Genomic DNA, 18,853 nt, shown 5'->3' with positions numbered 1-18,853 from the left:
CGTCTTGCGCATGTCAGACACGACGCCACCGCTGCGGGGCCGGCGGATCCTGGTCACCGGCGGTGCGACCGGGATCGGCGCGACCGCCGTGCGAGCCTTCAGCGAGGCCGGGGCCGAGGTCGCCGCCACCTATCACCAGACGCCGCCGCCGGACGGCCTCGCGGCCGGCTGGCTGCAGTGCGACGTGCGAGACGCCGACGCCGTCTCGGCGATGGTGCGGCAGGCCACCGAACGCATGGGTGGGCTCGACGTGTTGGTGAACGCCGCGGGGCTGTGGCAGGCCGGCATTCCCGGTTACATCGGCGTCGACGAGATCTCGTTCCTGTTGGACACCAACGTCAAGGCGACCATCCTGACCAATCAGGCCGCCTACTCCGTCATGAAGGGCCAGGACCCGAAGGGCGGCAGGATAATCAACTTCGGCTCGTCCGAAGCCGTGATGGGCAGCCCGATCTCGGCCGTCTACGCCGCGACCAAGGGCGCGGTCCAGGCGTGGACGCGCTCGGCCGCCAAGGCCTGGGCGGCGGACAAGATCACCGTCAACGCGCTGGCGCCTGCGGTGCAGACGGCCGGCGCCGACCGGCTGCGCGAGTTCCTCGGCCCCGACGCGAGTGCGTTCATCGACCAGCAGATGCAGATGATGATCCCCCTGGGCGGGAGACTGGGGGATCCCGCCCGGGATCTGGGCCCGATGCTGGTCTTTCTGGCCGGGCCCGGTTCGGGCTTCATCACGGGGCAGCTGCTGGCGGTCGATGGCGGTCTGATGATGGTGGGCGGATAGCGGCGGGGAGCGCGGCCAGTCGACCACCATCGCGCCACCGGCCGGAGAGATCCGTCGATCGTGATTGTGAGACTTGGCGATGGAATTCTCGCGCTCGATTCCTGAGCAGAATCAGCGACCTGTGCAACTCAAACAGCATGAGGCAATGTTCGCCGTTCAATACGGAGGGGGCCGCGATACACGCAGTGTTCGGTAGGGAATCCTGGGCAAATCTGGGATGAACTCTCACAACACGGGGTGGTGGACGGCCCTGCCAGTCCGGTGCCGACGACGTCGATCGACTGCCGCGATTTTGCGACCCTCAACTGGTCGCTACCATAAGACGGACCGTCTCGTCTCGCAGTGGCCAGGCAGAGTGAAGGTGATTTGAGACCGATGACTGACGACACGATTCAGGCGCTGCTGCGCAGGCGCTTGTCCGACCCGGGCGTCGCGGTCAAACACCGCGGCCTGCAGTGGAGTTGGAGTCAGTACCTGGCGGGAGCGGCGCAGCGAGCGGCGGCCCTGATCTCCGCGGCCGACCCGGGCCGGCCGATGCATGTCGGCGCCCTGCTGGGCAACAACCCCGAGATGCTGGCCCAGATGGCCGCGGCGGGCCTGGGCGGCTACGTGCTGTGCGGCCTGAACGACACCCGGCGCGGCGAGGCGCTGGCGGCCGACGTCCGGCGCGCGCATTGCCAGTTCCTCGTCACCGACGCCGAACACCGGCCGCTGCTGGACGGCCTGGACCTCGAGGGCACGCACATCCTCGACACCTCCACCCCGCAGTGGGCCGAGTTCATCGAAGGGGCCGGCGAACTGGAGCCGCACCGGCAGGTGACCGCGATGGACCCGTTCATGATGATCTTCACCTCGGGAACGAGCGGGAATCCCAAGGCGGTGCAGGTGTCGCACCTGATGGCGACGTTCGCCGGCATCAACCTGGTCGAGCGCTTCGCGCTCTCCGAGCAGGACACCTGCTACGTGTCGATGCCGCTGTTCCACTCCAACGCCGTCGTCGCCGGCTGGGCGCCCGCGGTGGTCTCCGGCGCCGCGATCGTGCCGGCGAAATTCTCGGCCAGCAGCTTCCTCGACGACGTCCGCCATTACGGCGCGACGTACATGAACTACGTGGGCAAGCCGCTCGCCTACATCCTGGCCACACCCGAGCGCGACGACGACGCCGACAATCCCCTGCGGGTGGCATTCGGCAACGAGGCCAACGACAAGGACATCGAGGAGTTCGCGCGCCGCTTCGGCGTGCAGGTGGAGGACGGCTTCGGCTCGACCGAGAACGCGGTCATCGTGATCCGCGAACCCGGCACGCCGAAGGGTTCGATCGGCAAAGGGGTCGACGGGGTGGCGATCTACAACGGCGACACCGTCACCGAGTGCGCGGTCGCGCGGTTCGACGCCGACGGCGCCCTGGTCAATGCCGACGAGGCCGTGGGCGAGTTGGTCAACACGGCGGGATCGGGATTCTTCACCGGCTACTACAACGACCCGGACGCCAACGCCGAACGCCTGCGCCACGGCATGTACTGGTCGGGTGACCTCGCCTACCGTGACGCCGACGGCTGGATTTACCTGGCCGGCCGCACCGCCGATTGGATGCGGGTGGACGGGGAGAACCTCGCCGCCGCACCGATCGAGCGAATCCTGTTGCGGCACAACTCGATCAACCGTGTAGCCGTGTACGCCGTCCCGGACGAGCGCGTCGGCGACCAGGTGATGGCGGCGATCGTGCTCAACGAGGGGCACACCCTGGACCCCGACGCGTTCGAGGCATTCCTCGACGCTCAGCCCGACCTGTCCCCGAAGGCCCGCCCACGCTACGTCCGCGTCGCCGCCGACCTGCCGAGCACCGCCACTCACAAGGTGCTCAAGCGCCAACTGATCGCCGAAGGAACGGCTATCGGTGCGGGGGAAACGCTGTGGGAGCGCGAGGCGCGCGGCACCGCCTACGCGGTCGCCGCGCCTAGTCCGGGCTCGGGGGTACCCGGCGGCGGATCTGGCCCTTCGACCGTCGCACCCGCTTGACGGGGTCTCGCGTTGTGCCGCCGGCGATCTCGTCGCGCAGCTGCGTGATGTTGGAGAGCTCCGCATACAGGCCGCGGATCGCGTAGTCCAGGACGGCGAACGAGAAGCGCTGGTCCGGGTCGGCGCTGATGCCGAGTTCACGCGACCGCTGACGCGACCACAGCGCCTCGTCCAGCCGCGCCCGGGTCGCCTCGAGGTGCCGGTCCAGGGTGTCGACGATGAGGTCGGGGTCCTCGCCGCGGGCGAGCCAGGTCTTGAGGATGACGGGGTGCTTGATGACGACCTGGTCCTGGCCGGGGAAGTGTTGCACCCACCGGCGCAGCGCGTCACGTCCGTCGTCGGTGGTCTCGTAGAGCGTGATCGCCCGCTTGCCCGCTTGGGCGCCGATCTCGCCGACCATGCCGCGCGCCAGCAAGCGGTTCAGCTCGCGCCGCACGTGACTGACCGACGGCGACCAGTAGAAGTGGCCGACGGACAGCTCGGCGCGCATCTTGATCTCGCCCGCGGTGAGCTGCTCGTCGTTGGCGGCGAGCACGCCGAGTACCAGGTAGGCGGTTACCGGCAGGCCGTTGCTGGTGCGCCGGGGGCTCACGGTTGCCTAGTCCTGGCCGGTGAAGTAGGGCAGGGTCACGTCGGGAGCGACGGCGTGAAACTGAACCCGCACGCGCATGCCGATCCGCAACTCCTCCGGCGCCACGCCGACGACGTTGGTCAGCATCTGGTAGCCCTCGTCCAGCGTGACGATCGCGGGCGCGTAGGGCGGGGAGAATTCAGCCGTCACCGGCCGGTGAACCACCGTCCAGCTGTAGATCTCGCCCAGGCCGGCGCTGCGCTCCCAGCGCACCTGGGCCGAAAGGCATTGGCGGCAGTGCTCGGTCGGCGGAAAGTTCGGGTACCCGCAGGCGTCGCAGCGCTGATACCACAGCTCCTCCGACCGGCAGCCCTGCCAGAAGGGCAGGCTCAGGTGGCTGCTGGCATGGGGCACCGGACCGGTCTGTGGGCGCAGGGCGTCGGAGGTCACAGCGGTTCGTCCCCCAGGATCAGCAGCGTGGTGAATAAGGCCCCCGCTCCCCCGTTGCTGCACAACGCGATATGGGCATCGGGGACCTGAAGTTCGCCGGCCTGGCCGCGCAGCTGCTCGACGGCCCGGACGGCCCGCTGCATCATCTGCGGATTGGAACCCGCGTGGCTGAACGACATGGTTCCTCCGTCGGTGGTGATGGGATGGCTGCCGTCGATCGCGATGTGGCCGTCGGCGACGAACGGTCCCCCCTCGCCCTCGCCGCAGAACCCGAACGCCTCGAGCTGGCGGATGATTTCGAAGGAGAACGGGTCGTAGAGCTCCAGCACGTCGATGTCGTCGGGCCGCAACCCGGCGTGGCGGAAGGCGCGCTCGGCCGCGCGCCGGCCGACCACCCCGTTGGCGTATCGGTCCCCCCGCCCGGCCAGGTCCCACGCCGGCGGATGCTGGTAGGACGGGCCGTGGAAGTCCGCGCCGCTGCCCAGCATGAAGATGGGTTGGCTTGCGCCATCGGTCTTTTCGACGTTGGCCACGACCAGGGCGCACCCGCCTTCGGAGGTGGTGGCGCAGTCCAGCAGATGAAACGGGTCGGCGATGGGCCGGGACGCGGTGATGTCGTCGGGCGCAAACGGTCCGCGTTGGTAGTAGACGGCGTGGGGGTTGCGTGATCCGTTGTTGCGGATGGTCGCGGCCACGATCGACAGCTGTTCGCGGGTGGTGCCGTAGGCGTGCATGTGGCGGCGCGCGATGAGCGCGAACTCGGCGGTGGTGAACATGCCCCAGGGCGCGACGAATTCGTTTTCGGGCCGGGTCCACGGCGCCGTGGCCTCGTGGTCGCGGTATTCCCCGGCCTGGGCCGCGACCAGCACCACCACGTCGGCCATGCCGTGCTCGATGGCGGCCGCCGCCTCGGTGATCATGCCGACGCCGAAGGCGAGCCCCTGCCAGGCCGGGCCGAGGCGCAGGTCGTAGATGAGCGCGGTGGACAGCGGCCCGGCACTGATCCCGTCGACGTCGTCGAGGCACAGGCCCGCGTCGTCGAGCGCGCCGCGGATGGCGGTCAGTGCCAGGCTCCGTGAGGTCTCGCCCTCCAGGCGCCGGCCCTGCCGGGTGTTGTGCACCCCGACGATCGCCGCGGTGCGTTTCGTGCTTGCCACGTCGTGATCCTTCGCGTTTAGTTTTCGTCCGCCACGACGCCGAGATAGGTGCCGACGACGTCGTACTGCCGCCCGTCACGGGTGATGGTCCCGATCGTCGTGGTCCGGACGTCGGGGGGCGGCCCCCCGGTGGCCGGACGCCGTTCCACGACGTCGATCCGCACGTCCACGGGACGCGCCGTCTGCGGGTCGGTGATCTCGACGACCATCACCACCGCGCGCTCGCGCTCGTCCCATTCGACGCCGGTGATGCGATGCCGGGCGGTCAGTTCCATCACCACCGAGTCCTCGCGCACCAAAAAGCGCACCGGCGCGCACAATTCGCCGGGCCGGGGTGGCACGCACAGGGTGACCGCCATGTCACAGGCCCGCCGGCCGGTCGCTGACGGTCCCCGACTGCCGCAACGCCGACAGATCTTGTTGGCTGCGCCCCAACAGCTCCGTCAGGACCTCGCCGGTGTGCTGGCCGTAGAGGGGCGGCACCCGGCGGATCCAGCGCCGCGGCCGGCCGAGGAACGCGAACGGCATTCCCGTGCACAGGAAGGAACCGGCGACCGGGTGATCGACGGTTTCCCAGAAACCGCGCGTGCGCAGGTGCGGGTCGCTCAGGAGTGCCGCCGCCGGCGTGACGGGCGCGGCGGCCACCCCTGCCGCGCGCAGCGCTTCGACCGCTTCGGCCACCGACCGGCGCGCCGTCCAGTCCGAGATGAGCCTGTCGCTTTCGTCCGGCCGCTCCCGCCAGTCGCCGTCGGGCGGCCGGCCGAGCAGCCGCGCCAATGCCACCCGCGCGTCGTCGTCCGTCGCGGACAGCGCCAGCCAGTCGTCATCCCCCCGGCAACGGTAGACGCCCTGAGGGCAGGCGCCGGGGCCCCGATTACCGTTGCGCCGCATCGCGATCCCGTTGCGGGAGTACTCCAGCATCATCTCGGCGGCCACGTTCAACGCCGCCTCCACCATGGTGGACTCCACGTGCATCCCACTCCCGTCGCGGTCGCGGATCACCAGCGCGGCCACCGCGGCGAAGGCCGCGTGCAGGCCCGCGATCGGGTCGCACACGCCGCGCGGAATCACGGGAGGCCCGTCGGCGTGGCCGGTCATCCACGCCATACCGGTCGCCTGCTCCATCGTCTGGGCGAAGCCCACGCGGTCCCGCCAGGGACCGTCGAGCCCGAATGCCGGCATCCGCACCATGATGGCGCGCGGGTTGGCCGCGCGCACGGCGTCCCAGCCCAGACCGAAGTTCGTCATTACCCGGGGCGAGAAGTTCTCGATGACCAGATCGCTTGCGGCGACGAGCTCCAGCGCGATGGCCCGCCCGGCCTCGGTGCTGAGTTCGACGCTCACGCCGCGCTTGTTGTTGTTGCTGCACAGGAAGACCGGGCCCCACTCCCACCACTGGTCCCAGCTGGGCGGGCGGCCGGCGGAGAACCGCATGCCGTCGGGCCGGCGGACCCCCTCGACCTTGATCACGTCGGCGCCCAGAGCCGCCAGCAATTGTGTGGCGACCGGCCCCGCCCAGAAGGCGGTGAAATCGGTGATCCGCGTGTCAGCCAACGGGAGTGCGCCGGCCCCGGCGCCCCGGGGCGGGGACGGTCGTGGCGGCCAGCGGACCCGGCCGTTGTCGGCGCCGAGCCGCGGCGGCCGCCCCGGTGGCCTCGTCGCCATCGCGTCGCTGCGATACGGCACCCTCGGCTGCAGCCCGCCGGCCCCGGATTCGACGAACACCCCGCGTTCCACGAAATGGTCGATCTTGGGCAGCATTTCGGGTGTTCCGATGGGGGCCACCGGGATGCGGAAGGCGACCGCGAGGTCGACGATCTCCTGCGTGGTGCGCGACTGGGTCCACCGGGTCACCATGGCGAGGAACTCGTCGCGGCGGGCGACCCGCCCGTCGAACGATGCCAGCTCGGCGTCGTCGAGCAGATCGGCGCGATCGATGAGCACCAGGAAGTCCTGGAACTGCTGCGCCGTGATGGTGCAGAAGCCCACCATCCCGTCGGCCGTCGGGACGATCGAGGGCAGTTCCAGACTGCGCCGGCCCAGCAGGGAGTCCGCGCCCAGCACGCTGGCCGACATGGCCGACAGCCCGCCCATCGCGATGACCATCGCTTCGTACGTCGAGACGTCGACGACCTCGCCGCGGCCGCTGCGCGCCGCGTGCCGGGCGGTGGCCGCGGCGACCGCGGCGGCGAAGGTGCCCGCCAGGAACTCGCCGAGCTGCCCGCCGGCCTGCACCGGTTCGTCCTCCGGCCAGCCGCGGCCGGCGATCGAGCCGCACAATGCCTGCAGGATGAACTCGTTGGCGATCACGCGATCGTCTACGTAGGGTCCCGTCGTGCCGAACGGTGTCACGGCGACCACCACCGCCGAAGCGCCGGTGTGGGCCGTGATTTCGTCGAGCGTCCAACCGTCGGTCAGGTCGGTGAGCACGATGTCGGCGCCGGCCAGGAGCGCGGCGATCTCCGCCTGGCCGCCGCCGGTCACCGATTTCTTGCCCGCGGCCAGGTAGCCGAACAGCGTCCCGGCGGGCCCGCCGGCGGAGCGCCTGCGTAACGAATCCCCTTGCGCCGACTCGATTTTCACCACTTCGGCGTCGGCGTCGGCGAACATCTTGCCGCAGTAGGACACCGCGATCCCGTTGGACAACTCCAGCACGCGCCAGTCCGCGAACGGCGCTTGAGCTGCCACGTTCAGTTGCCCAGGGTGGTGGCGCGCCCCGCGATCCCGGCGGCTTCCGCCGTCACCTGCGCCTGCAGGGCGAACTGGGTCATCCGGGTCCACGCGTCGCGGTCACGCTGGCTGGCCCGGCGGCCGACGTGCGTGACCACGTCGACGTCGGCGGCCTGGGCGCGGAGGCGTCCGGCGCGGGCGTGTTCCTTGGGGATGTGCCGGAACGGGTCGAACGAGTAAGCGGCCATGGCGTTTTCGTGAGTGATCTTGTCGATGACCGAATCGTCGAGATGCCCCATGGTCTCGATGACGTCCTCGGGCGCGAACGGCCAGTTGCTGTCGGAATGGGGGAAGTCGGACTCCCAGCACAGCATGTCTTCGTTGAACCAGTCCATGTTGTGCACGCCGACCTTGTCGCTGATGAAGCACGTGTAGAAGTGCCGCTTGAACACGTCGGCCGGCCCGCTGTAACCGGGCGGGAACTTGGCCAGCGTCCACCCCGAATGGCGGTTGTACACGTGCTCGGCCCGCCAGAGGAAGTACGGTATCCAGCCGACGTCACCCTCGGTGAGCGAGAACTTCAGCTGCGGGAAGTCCGCCCAGAACTCGGCCCAGATGAGCTCGGTGAAGGTGAACATGCTCATCATCGACGACGCCGTCATCTGCACGCTGGGCGGAGCGTCGCTGGACACCTGCGGGGAACGCGACGCCGAGCCGACGTGGGTGCACAGGACGGTCTTGTTCTCGCAAACCGCCTCGAACAGCGGGTACCAGTATCTGGTGTGAATGCTGGGCATTTGCAACGCCTCCGGGTTCTCGGAGAACGTCACCGCGTGGCAACCCTTGCCGGCGAGGCGATTGACCTCCTCGGCCGCCTCGGCCACGTCGAACAGGGGCAGGATGCCGCAGGGGATGAATCGGCCCGGGTAGGCCGCGCACCACTCGTCGACGTGCCAGTCGTTGTAGGCCCTGATCATCACCAGGTTGACGGCGCGGTCCGGACCCTGGTTGAGGACCTGGCCGGAGAAGCCGGTGAAGTTGGGGAAGTTCAGCCCGGCGAGCTGGCCGCCGGCGTTCATGTCCCGAACCCGCTCGTCGACGTTGAAGCAACCGGGCCGCATCTCGTCGTACCGGGATGCGTCGATGTTGTACATCTCCCGGGGCTTCCCCGCCACGGCATTGAGCCCCATGTTCCGGCCGCGGACCTCGCCGTAGTACCACTGCTGGACGCCGTCGGGTTCGATGACCACCCGGGGTGCGCGGTCTTTGTATTTCGCGGGGACGTGGGCGTCGAACATATCGGCGGGCTCGGCGATGTGGTCATCCACGCTGATCAGAATCAAGTCGTCCTTGTTCATGCCGCGCTCCTCGGTGATATAGGACTAGTAGATAATGGCGCCGATCACACTGTCAACCGTGCGCGGTCGTTCCCGGACCGCCGTATTCGGTTGCCGTGCAATGCGCACAGACCGCCCCCGTTCGAGCGCCGCCCCCGTGGTGTCGCCGCCTGTTATGGACTAATAGTCCGCGTCGCTGCCGGGCCGAAGGGGTCAGTCGGCCGGCTCGTACCGCAACATCGTCACGTCGTGCTCCGGGTAGTCGAAGAACACCGGCCGCACCCGCATCCCGACCCGGAGGTCGGCCGGGTCGACGTTGACCATTTCGGTGGAAAACCGTGGCCCCTCGTCCCATTCGACGATGGCCAGCAGTTGCGGGACGGCGTCCGCGAAGTGCGGACTGACCGGGCGGCGCGCCACGGTGTAGGAATACAACGTCCCCATTCCCGAGATCTCTCGCCATTCCAGATCGTCGGCCAGAGTGCGCGGGGCGCGCACCCGCGGGTAGAACACGTAGCTTCCCAGTGAGGGCGAATACTGGACGACGATGCGGTGCTGGGCCAGTGCGTCCCAAAAGGGCGTGCTGGTAGGGGTTTTGACCGGCATCGGGCGTTCGAAGGTGGCCATGTCGGACTCAATCCCCCTCGAGTATCAGCGTGGTTTGTTCCGACAGGATTCCGCCGTTGCCGGACACGAAGGCGCGGTGACAGTCGGCGACCTGCGCCGCACCCGCGCGGCCCATGATCTGGCGTGTGGCGTCGCAGACATGGTGCATCCCACCGGCGAGCCCGGCCTGCCCGAAGCCCAGCTGCCCGCCCGCCGTGTTCAGCGGGAAGTCACCGCGGAACGTCAGGTCATGATCGGCGACGAATTCCATGCCCTTGCCCTTCTCACAGAACCCGGCGTCCTCGAGCGACAGCAGCACGGTGATGGTGTAGCAGTCGTAAATCGACACCATGTCCATCTGCTCCCGGCTCAGAGCCGTCATGGCGAACGCGGTGTCGGCGGCCTCCGCGATCGGGGTGTGCAGCAGGTCCTTGGCGTAGGTGGGGGTCTTGAACGGCACGTGCTCACCAAATCCCTTGATCCACACCGGTCGATGACGGGCACGCCTGGCGAGGTCGGCGTTGGCGACGACCACCGCGGCACCCCCGACGCAGGGCATGACGATCTCCAGCATGTGCAGCGGGTCGGCGATCACCGGGCTGGCCAGGACCTCGTCGACCGTGAGCGGCTTGTCCTTCCAGATCGCTCCCTCGGTGTTATTCGCGTTGAACCGCTGGTCGACGACGATCTTGGCCATCGCCCGCTCGTCGTAGCCATAGACGGCCGCGTAGCGCTGCGCCACCTGCCCGTACGGGCCGTTCTGGCCGAGGTTGCCGTAGGGGATCTCGAATTCGGCTTGGGGAGAGCCGTATTGGTTGCTCGACGAACCGAAGAACATCGCGTCGACCAACGGTCTGGGCTTCTTCTTCGAAGACGGCGTGATGTACCGGGCCGGCAGCGCGCACAACACCGCGTCACAGATGCCCAGCTCGATCGCCGCGGCGGCCCGCCAGACCATGGCGGCGGCGCTGGCACCGCCGAGGTCGACGTGCTCGGCGAATCGCGCACCCACGCCGAGGTATTCGGCGATGGTGGACGGCACGAAGATCTCGGACTCCGCCAGGTGCGATGCCACGATTCCGTTGACGACATCGCCGGCCAACCCGGCATCGTCGAGGGCGGCGGCGGACAACTCCGCCCATTGCTCGATCGCGAACGGGGCGAGCGAGGCCTTATTGAGGCGCTCAGGCGGAAGTTCGACGTAGCCGACGATCGCGGCTTCCCCGCGTAATCCCATGGGTTGTCCTACTTTCGGGGTAGTCCGAGGATCATCTGCGCGATGATGTTCAGCTGGATCTCCCGGGTGCCGCCGCCGATCAACTCGGCGGGCAGGTGCAGGTAGCGCTCCACGATGTCGGGGTCGGAGTCGGCGACCATCGCCGCACGGCCGGTCAAGCGCAGCGTGGCCTCGAACGTCCTGCGCAGCAGCACGTTCATCGCCACCTTGGCGATGCTGGAGGCCGGCCCCGATGCCTGGCCGTCGAGCAACCGGATCGTTTCCCGCACGCCCAGCGCCTTGATGGCATTGGTGTAGGCGTCAAGCTCGCCGAGTGCGCGGAGTGCGTCGTCGCGGTCCGGTCCCGGTTCGGCCGCAAGCCGGCGCAGCGCGGCCGCCCGGTCGAATTTGACGTAACCGCTGATGGCGGAACGCTCTTCGGCCATGGTGGCGATCGCGAGGTTCCACCCTCCGGTCGGGTCGCCGAGCAGCATGTCGTCGGGCACGAACACGTCGGTCAGGAAGACCTCGTTGAAGTGCGCGTCGCCGGTCGCCGTCTTGATCGGCTGGACCTCGATGCCGGCCGATCGCATGTCGACGATGAAGTATCCGATGCCGCGGTGTTTGCCGGCGTCAGGATCGGTGCGCGCCAACAGGGCCCCGAAGTCCGCCCGATGCGCCGCCGACGTCCAGATCTTGTGCCCGTTGATCTTCCAGCCGCCGTCGACCTTCGTGGCCCGCGTGGACAGCGCGGCGAGATCCGATCCGGCGCCGGGCTCGCTGAAAAGCTGGCACCACGCGATCTCGCCGCGCTGCGTCGGAGGGATCAGCTTCTCCTGCAGATCCGGCTGCGCCGCGCGCAACACGGACGGCAGGATCCACTCGGCGATGCCCAGGGAGGGACGCACCAGGTCGGGCCGCTTGGCGAACTCGTCGTCGATGATGAGCTGCCGCAGCGGGCCGGCGTCAAGGCCCCAGGGCGCCGGCCAGTGCGGCGCGATCAACCCCTCGTCGGCGATCAGGGTGCGCTGCGGTCCGGTCTCGAACTCCGGGTAGTCGCCCTGGCGACCGGGCTGGTCGTTGCGCAATTGCGCCGCGGTGTCCAGGGTCTCGGCCACCCAGGACCGGAATTCCGATTCCGCGTCGCCGAGGTCGACCGACATGTCGCGTTGCCGGCTGCAGGTCAGCAGGCCCAGGCGCCGGGCCCAGCGATTCGCCGGGCCGATCGAGGCGGCGAGGCTGATCGCCCGCCGCCAGTACAGGTGCAGATCGTGCTCCCAGGTGAATCCGACGGCCCCGAACATGGTCAGCGCGTCGAGGACGAGATCGGGCACCGGTGAGATCGCGATCACCGCCGCGCCGGCGGCCGCCATGCGATGCTGGTCGATCGGTTCGTCGGCGGCACGCACGGCGTCCCAGGCCGCCGCGGTGGCCAGCTCGCTGCTGACCAGCAGCATCGCCGCGTTGTGCTGCAACGCCTGGAAGGTGCCGATCACCTTGCCGAACTGTTCCCGGATGCGCAGGTGCGCGGTGACCGCCTCGACGCACCACTGCACGATGCCGGACAGCGCGCTGGCCAACAGGGCCAGCGTGACGCACCGCGCGCGGTCGGGGTCGATCCCGGTGAGCACCTCGGAGCGGGCCGCCCGGTAGTCGTCGAGCCGCAAGGTGCCGGTGTCGGCGACCAGGTCGGTGCCGTTGACGGGTTCCGCTGTCACACCGGGCCTTTCGGTGTCCACCAGCACCCAGACCACGCCGTCGTCCTCCGCACGCGCTCCGACGAGAACCGTCCCCGCCGCACACACACCGGCGGAGACCTCCGACGCGCCGGTGATCAGCCACCCCCCGCCGTCGGCGCGTGCGCTGAAGTCGCCTTCGTCGGGAAGCACGACCGCCGCAGTGACCCCAGCGACCAGCTCCCGTACCAGGGCTTCGGCGGCCGGCGTCGGGTCGGCCAGCAACGCGACGGCCCCGGCGGAGACCGTGGGCAGCAGCGGGCCGGGCAACAGCGCCTTGCCCGCCGCCTCCAGAACGCACGCGGCGTCCATCAGCCGGCCACCCTGCCCGCCCAGGCTCTCGGGCAGGTGCACCGCGTGAAAGCCGTTGCCCACGAGGGCGTCCCACCACCCGGGCCGCCGCCCGGCCGCGAGGTCGTCGAAGCTCTCGCGGGTGGCGGCGATGGGCGCGTGCCGGCCGGCGAACTGCCCGACGGCGGCGCTGAGCTCCTGCTGCTCCGGGCTCAGTCCCAGGGTCACGGTGACGGCCGTGAGGTGACTAAGGTTGGCCGCACGGACTGCTACCCTTCCGACTTACAAGACGGACCGTCTCGTCTTGTGGCAGACTACCGGGGGTAGTCAGGCTGTGTAAAGCCGGCCACCGCGGCAGTGAGGATCACCATATGCCAAGCGATCTCACCCAGGTGAGCGCGCCGAGGCGCCGCAGCGAGAAGTCGCGCAGGGCGATCGTCACCGCCACGCGCGAACTGCTTCTCGAGCGCGGGTTCGACGGCCTGACCATCGAGGCGGTCGCCGCTCGCGCCGGGGTCGGCAAGCAGACCATCTATCGGTGGTGGCCCAGCCGCCCGGCCCTGGTCGCCGACGTGATGCTCGAGGACGCCGACAAACTCCTGGCGTCGGTGAATCACACCGACGATCTGGCCGCCGACCTGGTGGGGTGGGTGCGCAGGCTCGCCACCACGCTGACGACGGCCCGCGGCTCGGCGATGCTGCGAGTCTTGACCGCCGCGGGCATGGAACACGAGGACACCGCCGTCAAACTGCGCGGCGGGTTCAGTGAACCCCTGCACGAGAGCGTCAGGGCGCGGATCGTCGCCGACGGCATCGACGGGGCCACCGCCGAGTCGGCCGCGGACGCGATCGTCGGCGGGGTCGTCTACCCGATCCTGTCCGGCGCCCAGCCCTACTCACGACGACGGGCCGAGCGGACCACCCGGCTCATCGTCGAGGCCCTCGCCGATGGACGCTGACCAGGACCGCAGCGGACGAAACAATGCGTTCTTCTTGTAGTGGTGCTCCGCCATTCGCGACATGATGTTGTCGAGGGCGGTGATCGCGTCGTTGAGGTACGGCCCCTTGTTGAGCATCACGCACTCCGCCCGCTCGCTCATGGCCGCATCGCTGATCTCGGCGCGGGACGGCAAGCCGGTTTTGGCGAGCTGCTCGAGCACCTGCGTCGCCCAGATCACCGGCAAGTGCGCAGCCTCGCACAGCCACAGGATTTCCTCCTGCAACTCGGCCATCCGCTCATAGCCGCACTCGACCGCCAAATCCCCGCGCGCGATCATCACCCCGGCCAGGGGGCGGCGCATCGCCGTAAGCAGCAGTTGCGGCAGGTGTTCGAAGCCCTGCCGGGTTTCGATCTTGAGGACGATGCCCAGGTTGTCGCCACCCAGCCGGTCGAGCTCATCGAGCAACCGTTCGACGTCCGACGGCGTTCGCACGAACGACATATCGACCAGATCCGCCAGTTCGACCACCGCGGCCAAGTCGACGACGTCGCGGTCCGTGAGCGCCGACACCGGCAGGTCGGTATCGGGCATGTTGATGCCCTTGCCGGCCTTCAGGCGGGCTTGCCCATTCTCCGGATGGTCGATGCGCACGGTAAGAACGTCGCGGTCGACCGACACCACCCGCCCACCGATCCTGCCGTCGTCAAAGTGGACCGCATCATCGACACGGGCCTGATCGAACGCCTCGGGCAGCGTGCAACCGATGCGCGGAATCGCTTGGCTTCCGTCCACCGGGGCCGGTGAGCAGTCGCGCGTCAACCGCAGCAGGTCGCCGGCATGCAGCAGCAAGCTCTGCTCCGTCGTGGGGAGCAACCCCACTTCGGTCGATTTCCCGTCGCCTTCGGCGCGCAGCGCCGTTCCCGTCTGCACGTACGTTGTCTGCCGCGCGGACACGACGAATCCGCTCGGCCCGCGGCTCGCACCGAGGGCCCCGAGGACGAGCCGGCGCGTGGATCCGCGTGCGTCCGTCAAGGCCAGCACCTCACCGGCGGCGCGGTTGGCCAGCCACTCCCGCGGCACCGTAACCAAGGCCATTCCGGGTTCCGGTGGGTGGGTCGGTTCCTCGGTCGACGTCAGCCACGCGCGCGCCGGGGCGACAACCTGACCGAGAGCGTCCCGCCGCGGACGCAGTTTGATCACGCGCGGCCCCGGCATCAGGGGCCCGGTCCGCAGCTTCGGCCCGGCCAGATCCATTGCCACCAGACATGTCGTGCCCGCGCATGCGGCCGCGTCCCGAACGTGGTGGACCATCGCGCGCCACGCCCGCACATCGTCGTGAGCGCAGTTGATCCGGGCAATGTTCATGCCGCGTTGCACAAATCCGCGAACCACCTCGCGGTCGGTCGCGGCCTCCGACGGGAGCGTGACCATGATGCGGGCCATGCGATGCGCGGGCTGAGGGCCCAGCAGCTCGGCCGCGCGTTGTCGCAGGATCCTCGGTCCCTGCGCAATGGGCACCGCTGACGGTGGCGGCGGCCGCCAGCTTCCGTGCACCATGGCGGCGATCGCCGAGCGAACCGCCGCCAGGGTGGCCTGCACATGTGCCTCGCTGCGACCCAACGACGAAAGGCCGAAGTCGGCCAGGGTGGCCTGCAGATCGCGCAGATCGGATTGGCGAATTGCCCAATAGTGCACCAGGTTCCGAGCGCTCGATCGATGCTCGGTAGCGACGGCCGATAGCCATCCCGCCCAGGAGGATTCCGCGTCCGACAAGCTGGTCAGGAGGCCGTCGATCTGATCGAGCAAACCCACCAGGCGCCGGGGGACGCCGGCTTCCACGCCTGCCCGTATGAGGTGCGGGGCGCTGTCCACCTGGTTGGCCATGCGCTCACCGGACACGGCAGCTCCTCGTTTGTATGGCATCGCGGCGGCCACCCGGTGTTAACCTTCGCGTAACGCCATTGACGCGAATCCTCAAGCCACACACCAAAATAGCGACGATACGCGCTCCGCAGCAGGGGCATTGGTCCCCAATCGGTGCCGACGTCGGTGATCGGCGACACGTGGGGAAGCGATCTGCCGGAGTTCCGAATCGAATCCCGGCTCACCCGATCGTGATCGCGGCCAGGCCCTGAGCCACGCGGTCCGGCAGGGATCCCCCGTGGCTCAGCCAATCGTCCAGCGCGATCCGCACGGTCGCCATCGCGAGCGCGCCGATCAGGCGGGGCCTGGGGTCTTGCGGGGCCAATCGCGGCAGGCGCGGCGCGATGAGATCGGCGATCGCCAGCTCGTAGCGCACATAAATGTGGAGCGTCCACGCGTCCAGCGTCTCGGAAGACCTTGTGAGAATCGCCAATTCACGAATTCGGTCCTCGATGTCGGCGGACCCGGCGGCGAGCTCGGCGAAGGCGCCGATGACCGCGTTGGTGGCGCTCAAGCGCTCGGGCTGGGCGGCCAGCGCGGTGGTGATCCGGTTGAGCCAATGCACGGTCATGCCCTCGGCGACGGCGTCTTCCTTGGAGTTGAAGTACCGGAAGAAGGTCGCCCGCCCGATGTCGGCTGCGTCGGCAATGCGTTCCACCGTCGTGCCCGCCAAACCGCGGTCCGCGACCAGCTGAGCCGCCGCCGCGGCGATGCGCTGACGCATCGCCGTTCGCTTCCGTTCGGCCAACGACGCCGTGGCAGCCATCCCCCACCTTTTCCGCGAATCGACGCCTTAATCGTAAGACATAGTCTTAGCATGAGACGATGTCTCAGGAACCCGCTTCGCCCGATCCGGTGGCCCCGAAGACGCGCGCCGCGTGGCAGTTCTTCCAGCAGATGCTCGCGGACGTGACGAAGATCGTCACCGAGGACGCCGAGTCCGAGCGGGAGCTGCTTGAAGGGTTGCGGCTGATCGCGCGCGTCTCGTCCCTGTGCGCGCAAATGTCGGTCGAGGCCGATGCCGAGCGGCCCTTTTTCTTCGATATGTGTTCGCCGAACCGCATGGTCGGCGGCCCCAACCCCGACGGCAACTATTACCTGGCGATGATCCGTGGCGACCGGAGCTACCGGGTGAGCGGTTCCCGGGGCACCAGCGCCTACCTGGGGCTGCAGGTCCTGGCCGGCACGGGACTCACACCGCGCCGCATGGCCGGATATGTCCGCGACGGCGACTTGGCAATGGACTTAGGCGAATTCGCGCTCGTGCTCTCGGCGGACGAACCCTCGGACCTCGCCGGTGCGCAGTGGGTGCAGATCCCCGCCGACGCCTCGTCGTTGGTGGTCCGCGAATACATCGGTGATCGCGCGCACGAGAGGTTGGCCACGCTGCGGATCGAGGCCTTGGATCCCGCCCCCCTGACGCCGCTGACGGACGCCGAGCTCGCCGATCAGTTCACCGCGATGGCCTGGTCGTTGATGAAGCTCGCGACACTGCACCGCAGCATCAAGCCGGAGCTGCTCGACATGCCGAACACGCTGCTGACCGCCGAGGCCGCGAGCCTGGGCGCCGCGGACACCACACCGGACAACCTGTACATGATCGGGACCTACCGGCTTCAACCCGACGAGGCCCTGGTGCTCGACATCGCGCCCCCCGACACCCGGTACTGGAACGTCACGCTGGAAAGCATCTGGCACGAGTGCCTGGAACCGCGCGCCCGGCACAGCTCGGTGACGAACTGCGGCGTGGTGCCCGACGCCGACGGCCGGGTGCGGATCGCGGTGTCTGCCAAGAATTTCGGAGCCGGCCACTGGCTTGACACCGGTGGCAGGCAGCGAGGCTTCGTCGTCTTGCGCTGGCTGGACAACCCCAGCCCTCCCGAGGTGACGGTGTCGGTGCGCCAGTGTGAGGAGCCGGTATGAACCTGCAGGACCGATTCGCCCCCGAACGGCTGATCGCCGCGGCCTGCGAGGAGGCCGGAAGCGACGACTTCGGCGCCGAGGGGTGGCGGCCCGGGCTGCATCGCCTCACCGACGGTCTGATCAACGACGCGCGGCTGTCGGACATCGGCGTGGAGATCGCCCACCTCGACATCATGCGCGCCCTGAAGAACCGCCTGGGCGTAATCGCCTGGCGCAAGCAGCATCCCGAGATCGCCGCCAAGCCGGTCGCGGCGCCGATTTTCATCGTCGGGCAGCCCCGGACCGGGACCACCATCCTCTACGACCTGCTCGCTCAGGACCCGGAGCTGCGCGCCCCGTTGACATGGGAGGTCGACGAGCCCTGTCCGGTTCCGCGGCCCGAGACCTATCACGACGATCCGCGTATCGCGCAGACGCAGGCCAGCATCGACATGTCCGAGCAGATCATGCCGGGCTTTCTGGCCTTTCATCCGATGGGCGCCCTGGTCGGGCAGGAGTGCGTGCGCATCACCGCCGGAGAATTCGTCAGCATGATCTTCTCGGTGCAGTACCGTCTGCCGAGCTACTACCGCTGGCTGCTGTATGATGCCGACCACACCGGCGCCTACCGCTTCCACCGAATCTTCTTGCAACACTTGCAGTCCGGCGTGCCCGGTCAATGGTTGCTCAAGTCTCCGGCGCACCTGTGGCAGCTCGACACATTGCTGGCCGAATACCCCGACGCGTTGATCGTGCAGACTCACCGCGACCCGCTCAACGTGATCTCGTCGATCGCCGCCCTGACCCACCACCTGCGCCGAATGTGCAGCGACGAGTCCAGCATCGCCGAGTGCGCGGCGCAGTCCTATGAGGAGATCGTCGTCGGGCTGCAGCGCGAGATGGCCCTGCGCGACAGCGGGGCGGTGCCGGCCGACCGCGTGATCGACGTGCAATACCGCGACTTCGTCAACGACCCGTGGACCACCATCAAGGACATCTACCAGCGGCTGGATCGCGAGCTGCGACCCGAGGCCGAGCAGAGGATGCGTGAGTTCCTGGCCGCCCACCCGGGCGACGGCGGGCGCGGCCGCTACACGTGGTCGGACACCGGCCTGCGAGAGGACGAGGTGCGCGAGCGGGTGCGCGCCTACCAGGACCGCTACGCGGTGCCGACCGAGAAGCTGCGTTGACTTGAGCGTCGAACACCGTTGCCGCGCTTGCGGTCTGAAGCGAGTAAGATCGCGGCAAACCGA

16 protein-coding genes are annotated in these 18,853 nt (G+C 68.8%); 5 read left to right on the top strand and 11 right to left on the bottom strand.

What is annotated here, in order from left to right:
- The first annotated feature begins 10 nt into the window (after nucleotides 1–10).
- Together G6N51_RS19430 and fadD1 are read left to right on the top strand one after the other, a co-directional pair.
- On the top strand, nucleotides 11–781 hold the full coding sequence (locus G6N51_RS19430) for an SDR family NAD(P)-dependent oxidoreductase (RefSeq protein WP_083171323.1): 771 nt from the start codon (nucleotides 11–13) through the stop codon (nucleotides 779–781).
- Between the two features lie 375 nt (nucleotides 782–1,156).
- Nucleotides 1,157–2,800, top strand: coding sequence for a fatty-acid--CoA ligase FadD1 (fadD1, locus tag G6N51_RS19425; RefSeq protein ID WP_083171320.1), 1,644 nt, complete (start codon nucleotides 1,157–1,159; stop codon nucleotides 2,798–2,800).
- Here fadD1 and G6N51_RS19420 read toward each other — a convergent pair.
- From G6N51_RS19420 to G6N51_RS19380, 9 genes are all read right to left on the bottom strand, one after another.
- Entirely contained in the window at nucleotides 2,739–3,392 is a 654-nt protein-coding gene (locus G6N51_RS19420) for a PadR family transcriptional regulator (protein WP_083171317.1), read from the bottom strand. The two genes, fadD1 and G6N51_RS19420, sit on opposite strands and share 62 nt — an antisense overlap.
- Before the next feature lie 6 nt (nucleotides 3,393–3,398).
- Nucleotides 3,399–3,821, bottom strand: coding sequence for a Zn-ribbon domain-containing OB-fold protein (locus G6N51_RS19415; protein WP_083171315.1), 423 nt, complete (start codon nucleotides 3,819–3,821; stop codon nucleotides 3,399–3,401).
- Nucleotides 3,818–4,978, bottom strand: a complete 1,161-nt coding sequence (locus G6N51_RS19410) for a thiolase family protein (protein ID WP_083171312.1) — start codon at nucleotides 4,976–4,978, stop codon at nucleotides 3,818–3,820. Before G6N51_RS19410 ends, G6N51_RS19415 begins: the two co-directional genes overlap by 4 nt.
- A gap of 17 nt (nucleotides 4,979–4,995) precedes the next feature.
- Complete coding sequence (locus G6N51_RS19405) at nucleotides 4,996–5,337, bottom strand: hypothetical protein (protein WP_083171309.1); 342 nt, start codon at nucleotides 5,335–5,337, stop codon at nucleotides 4,996–4,998.
- A 1-nt stretch (nucleotide 5,338) separates the two neighbouring features.
- Nucleotides 5,339–7,666, bottom strand: a complete 2,328-nt coding sequence (locus G6N51_RS19400) for a CaiB/BaiF CoA-transferase family protein (RefSeq protein WP_083171307.1) — start codon at nucleotides 7,664–7,666, stop codon at nucleotides 5,339–5,341.
- A 2-nt stretch (nucleotides 7,667–7,668) separates the two neighbouring features.
- Nucleotides 7,669–9,006, bottom strand: a complete 1,338-nt coding sequence (locus G6N51_RS19395) for an amidohydrolase family protein (RefSeq protein WP_083171305.1) — start codon at nucleotides 9,004–9,006, stop codon at nucleotides 7,669–7,671.
- Between the two features lie 192 nt (nucleotides 9,007–9,198).
- Entirely contained in the window at nucleotides 9,199–9,612 is a 414-nt protein-coding gene (locus G6N51_RS19390; protein WP_083171303.1) for a Zn-ribbon domain-containing OB-fold protein, read from the bottom strand.
- Between the two features lie 7 nt (nucleotides 9,613–9,619).
- On the bottom strand, nucleotides 9,620–10,828 hold the full coding sequence (locus G6N51_RS19385) for a thiolase family protein (RefSeq protein WP_083171301.1): 1,209 nt from the start codon (nucleotides 10,826–10,828) through the stop codon (nucleotides 9,620–9,622).
- 8 nt (nucleotides 10,829–10,836) lie between these two features.
- Nucleotides 10,837–13,062: an acyl-CoA dehydrogenase gene (locus G6N51_RS19380; RefSeq protein WP_083171299.1), complete on the bottom strand. Its 2,226-nt coding sequence runs from the start codon at nucleotides 13,060–13,062 to the stop codon at nucleotides 10,837–10,839.
- A gap of 143 nt (nucleotides 13,063–13,205) precedes the next feature.
- Between G6N51_RS19380 and G6N51_RS19375 the strand changes: the two genes are divergently transcribed.
- Nucleotides 13,206–13,793, top strand: a complete 588-nt coding sequence (locus G6N51_RS19375) for a TetR/AcrR family transcriptional regulator (protein WP_083171297.1) — start codon at nucleotides 13,206–13,208, stop codon at nucleotides 13,791–13,793.
- On the opposite strand, the gene G6N51_RS19370 is transcribed toward G6N51_RS19375, so the two are convergent.
- Complete coding sequence (locus G6N51_RS19370; protein WP_232078438.1) at nucleotides 13,731–15,674, bottom strand: pyruvate kinase; 1,944 nt, start codon at nucleotides 15,672–15,674, stop codon at nucleotides 13,731–13,733. The genes G6N51_RS19375 and G6N51_RS19370 overlap by 63 nt on opposite strands.
- A gap of 205 nt (nucleotides 15,675–15,879) precedes the next feature.
- Nucleotides 15,880–16,464: a TetR family transcriptional regulator gene (locus G6N51_RS19365; RefSeq protein ID WP_083171293.1), complete on the bottom strand. Its 585-nt coding sequence runs from the start codon at nucleotides 16,462–16,464 to the stop codon at nucleotides 15,880–15,882.
- Between the two features lie 59 nt (nucleotides 16,465–16,523).
- On the opposite strand from G6N51_RS19365, the gene G6N51_RS19360 reads away from it, so the two are divergent.
- Nucleotides 16,524–17,621: a DUF1214 domain-containing protein gene (locus G6N51_RS19360; protein WP_083171291.1), complete on the top strand. Its 1,098-nt coding sequence runs from the start codon at nucleotides 16,524–16,526 to the stop codon at nucleotides 17,619–17,621.
- Nucleotides 17,618–18,790 (top strand): sulfotransferase family protein, encoded by a 1,173-nt coding sequence (locus G6N51_RS19355; RefSeq protein WP_083171289.1) that lies wholly within the window; start codon nucleotides 17,618–17,620, stop codon nucleotides 18,788–18,790. The genes G6N51_RS19360 and G6N51_RS19355 overlap by 4 nt, the downstream gene beginning before the upstream one ends.
- The last annotated feature ends 63 nt before the right edge of the window (nucleotides 18,791–18,853 follow it).

The organism is Mycobacterium paraseoulense (assembly GCF_010731655.1).
Lineage (GTDB): Bacteria > Actinomycetota > Actinomycetes > Mycobacteriales > Mycobacteriaceae > Mycobacterium > Mycobacterium paraseoulense.
The sequence above is the reverse complement of the archived record's forward strand: the minus strand, read 5'-3'. Positions and strand labels throughout refer to the sequence as shown.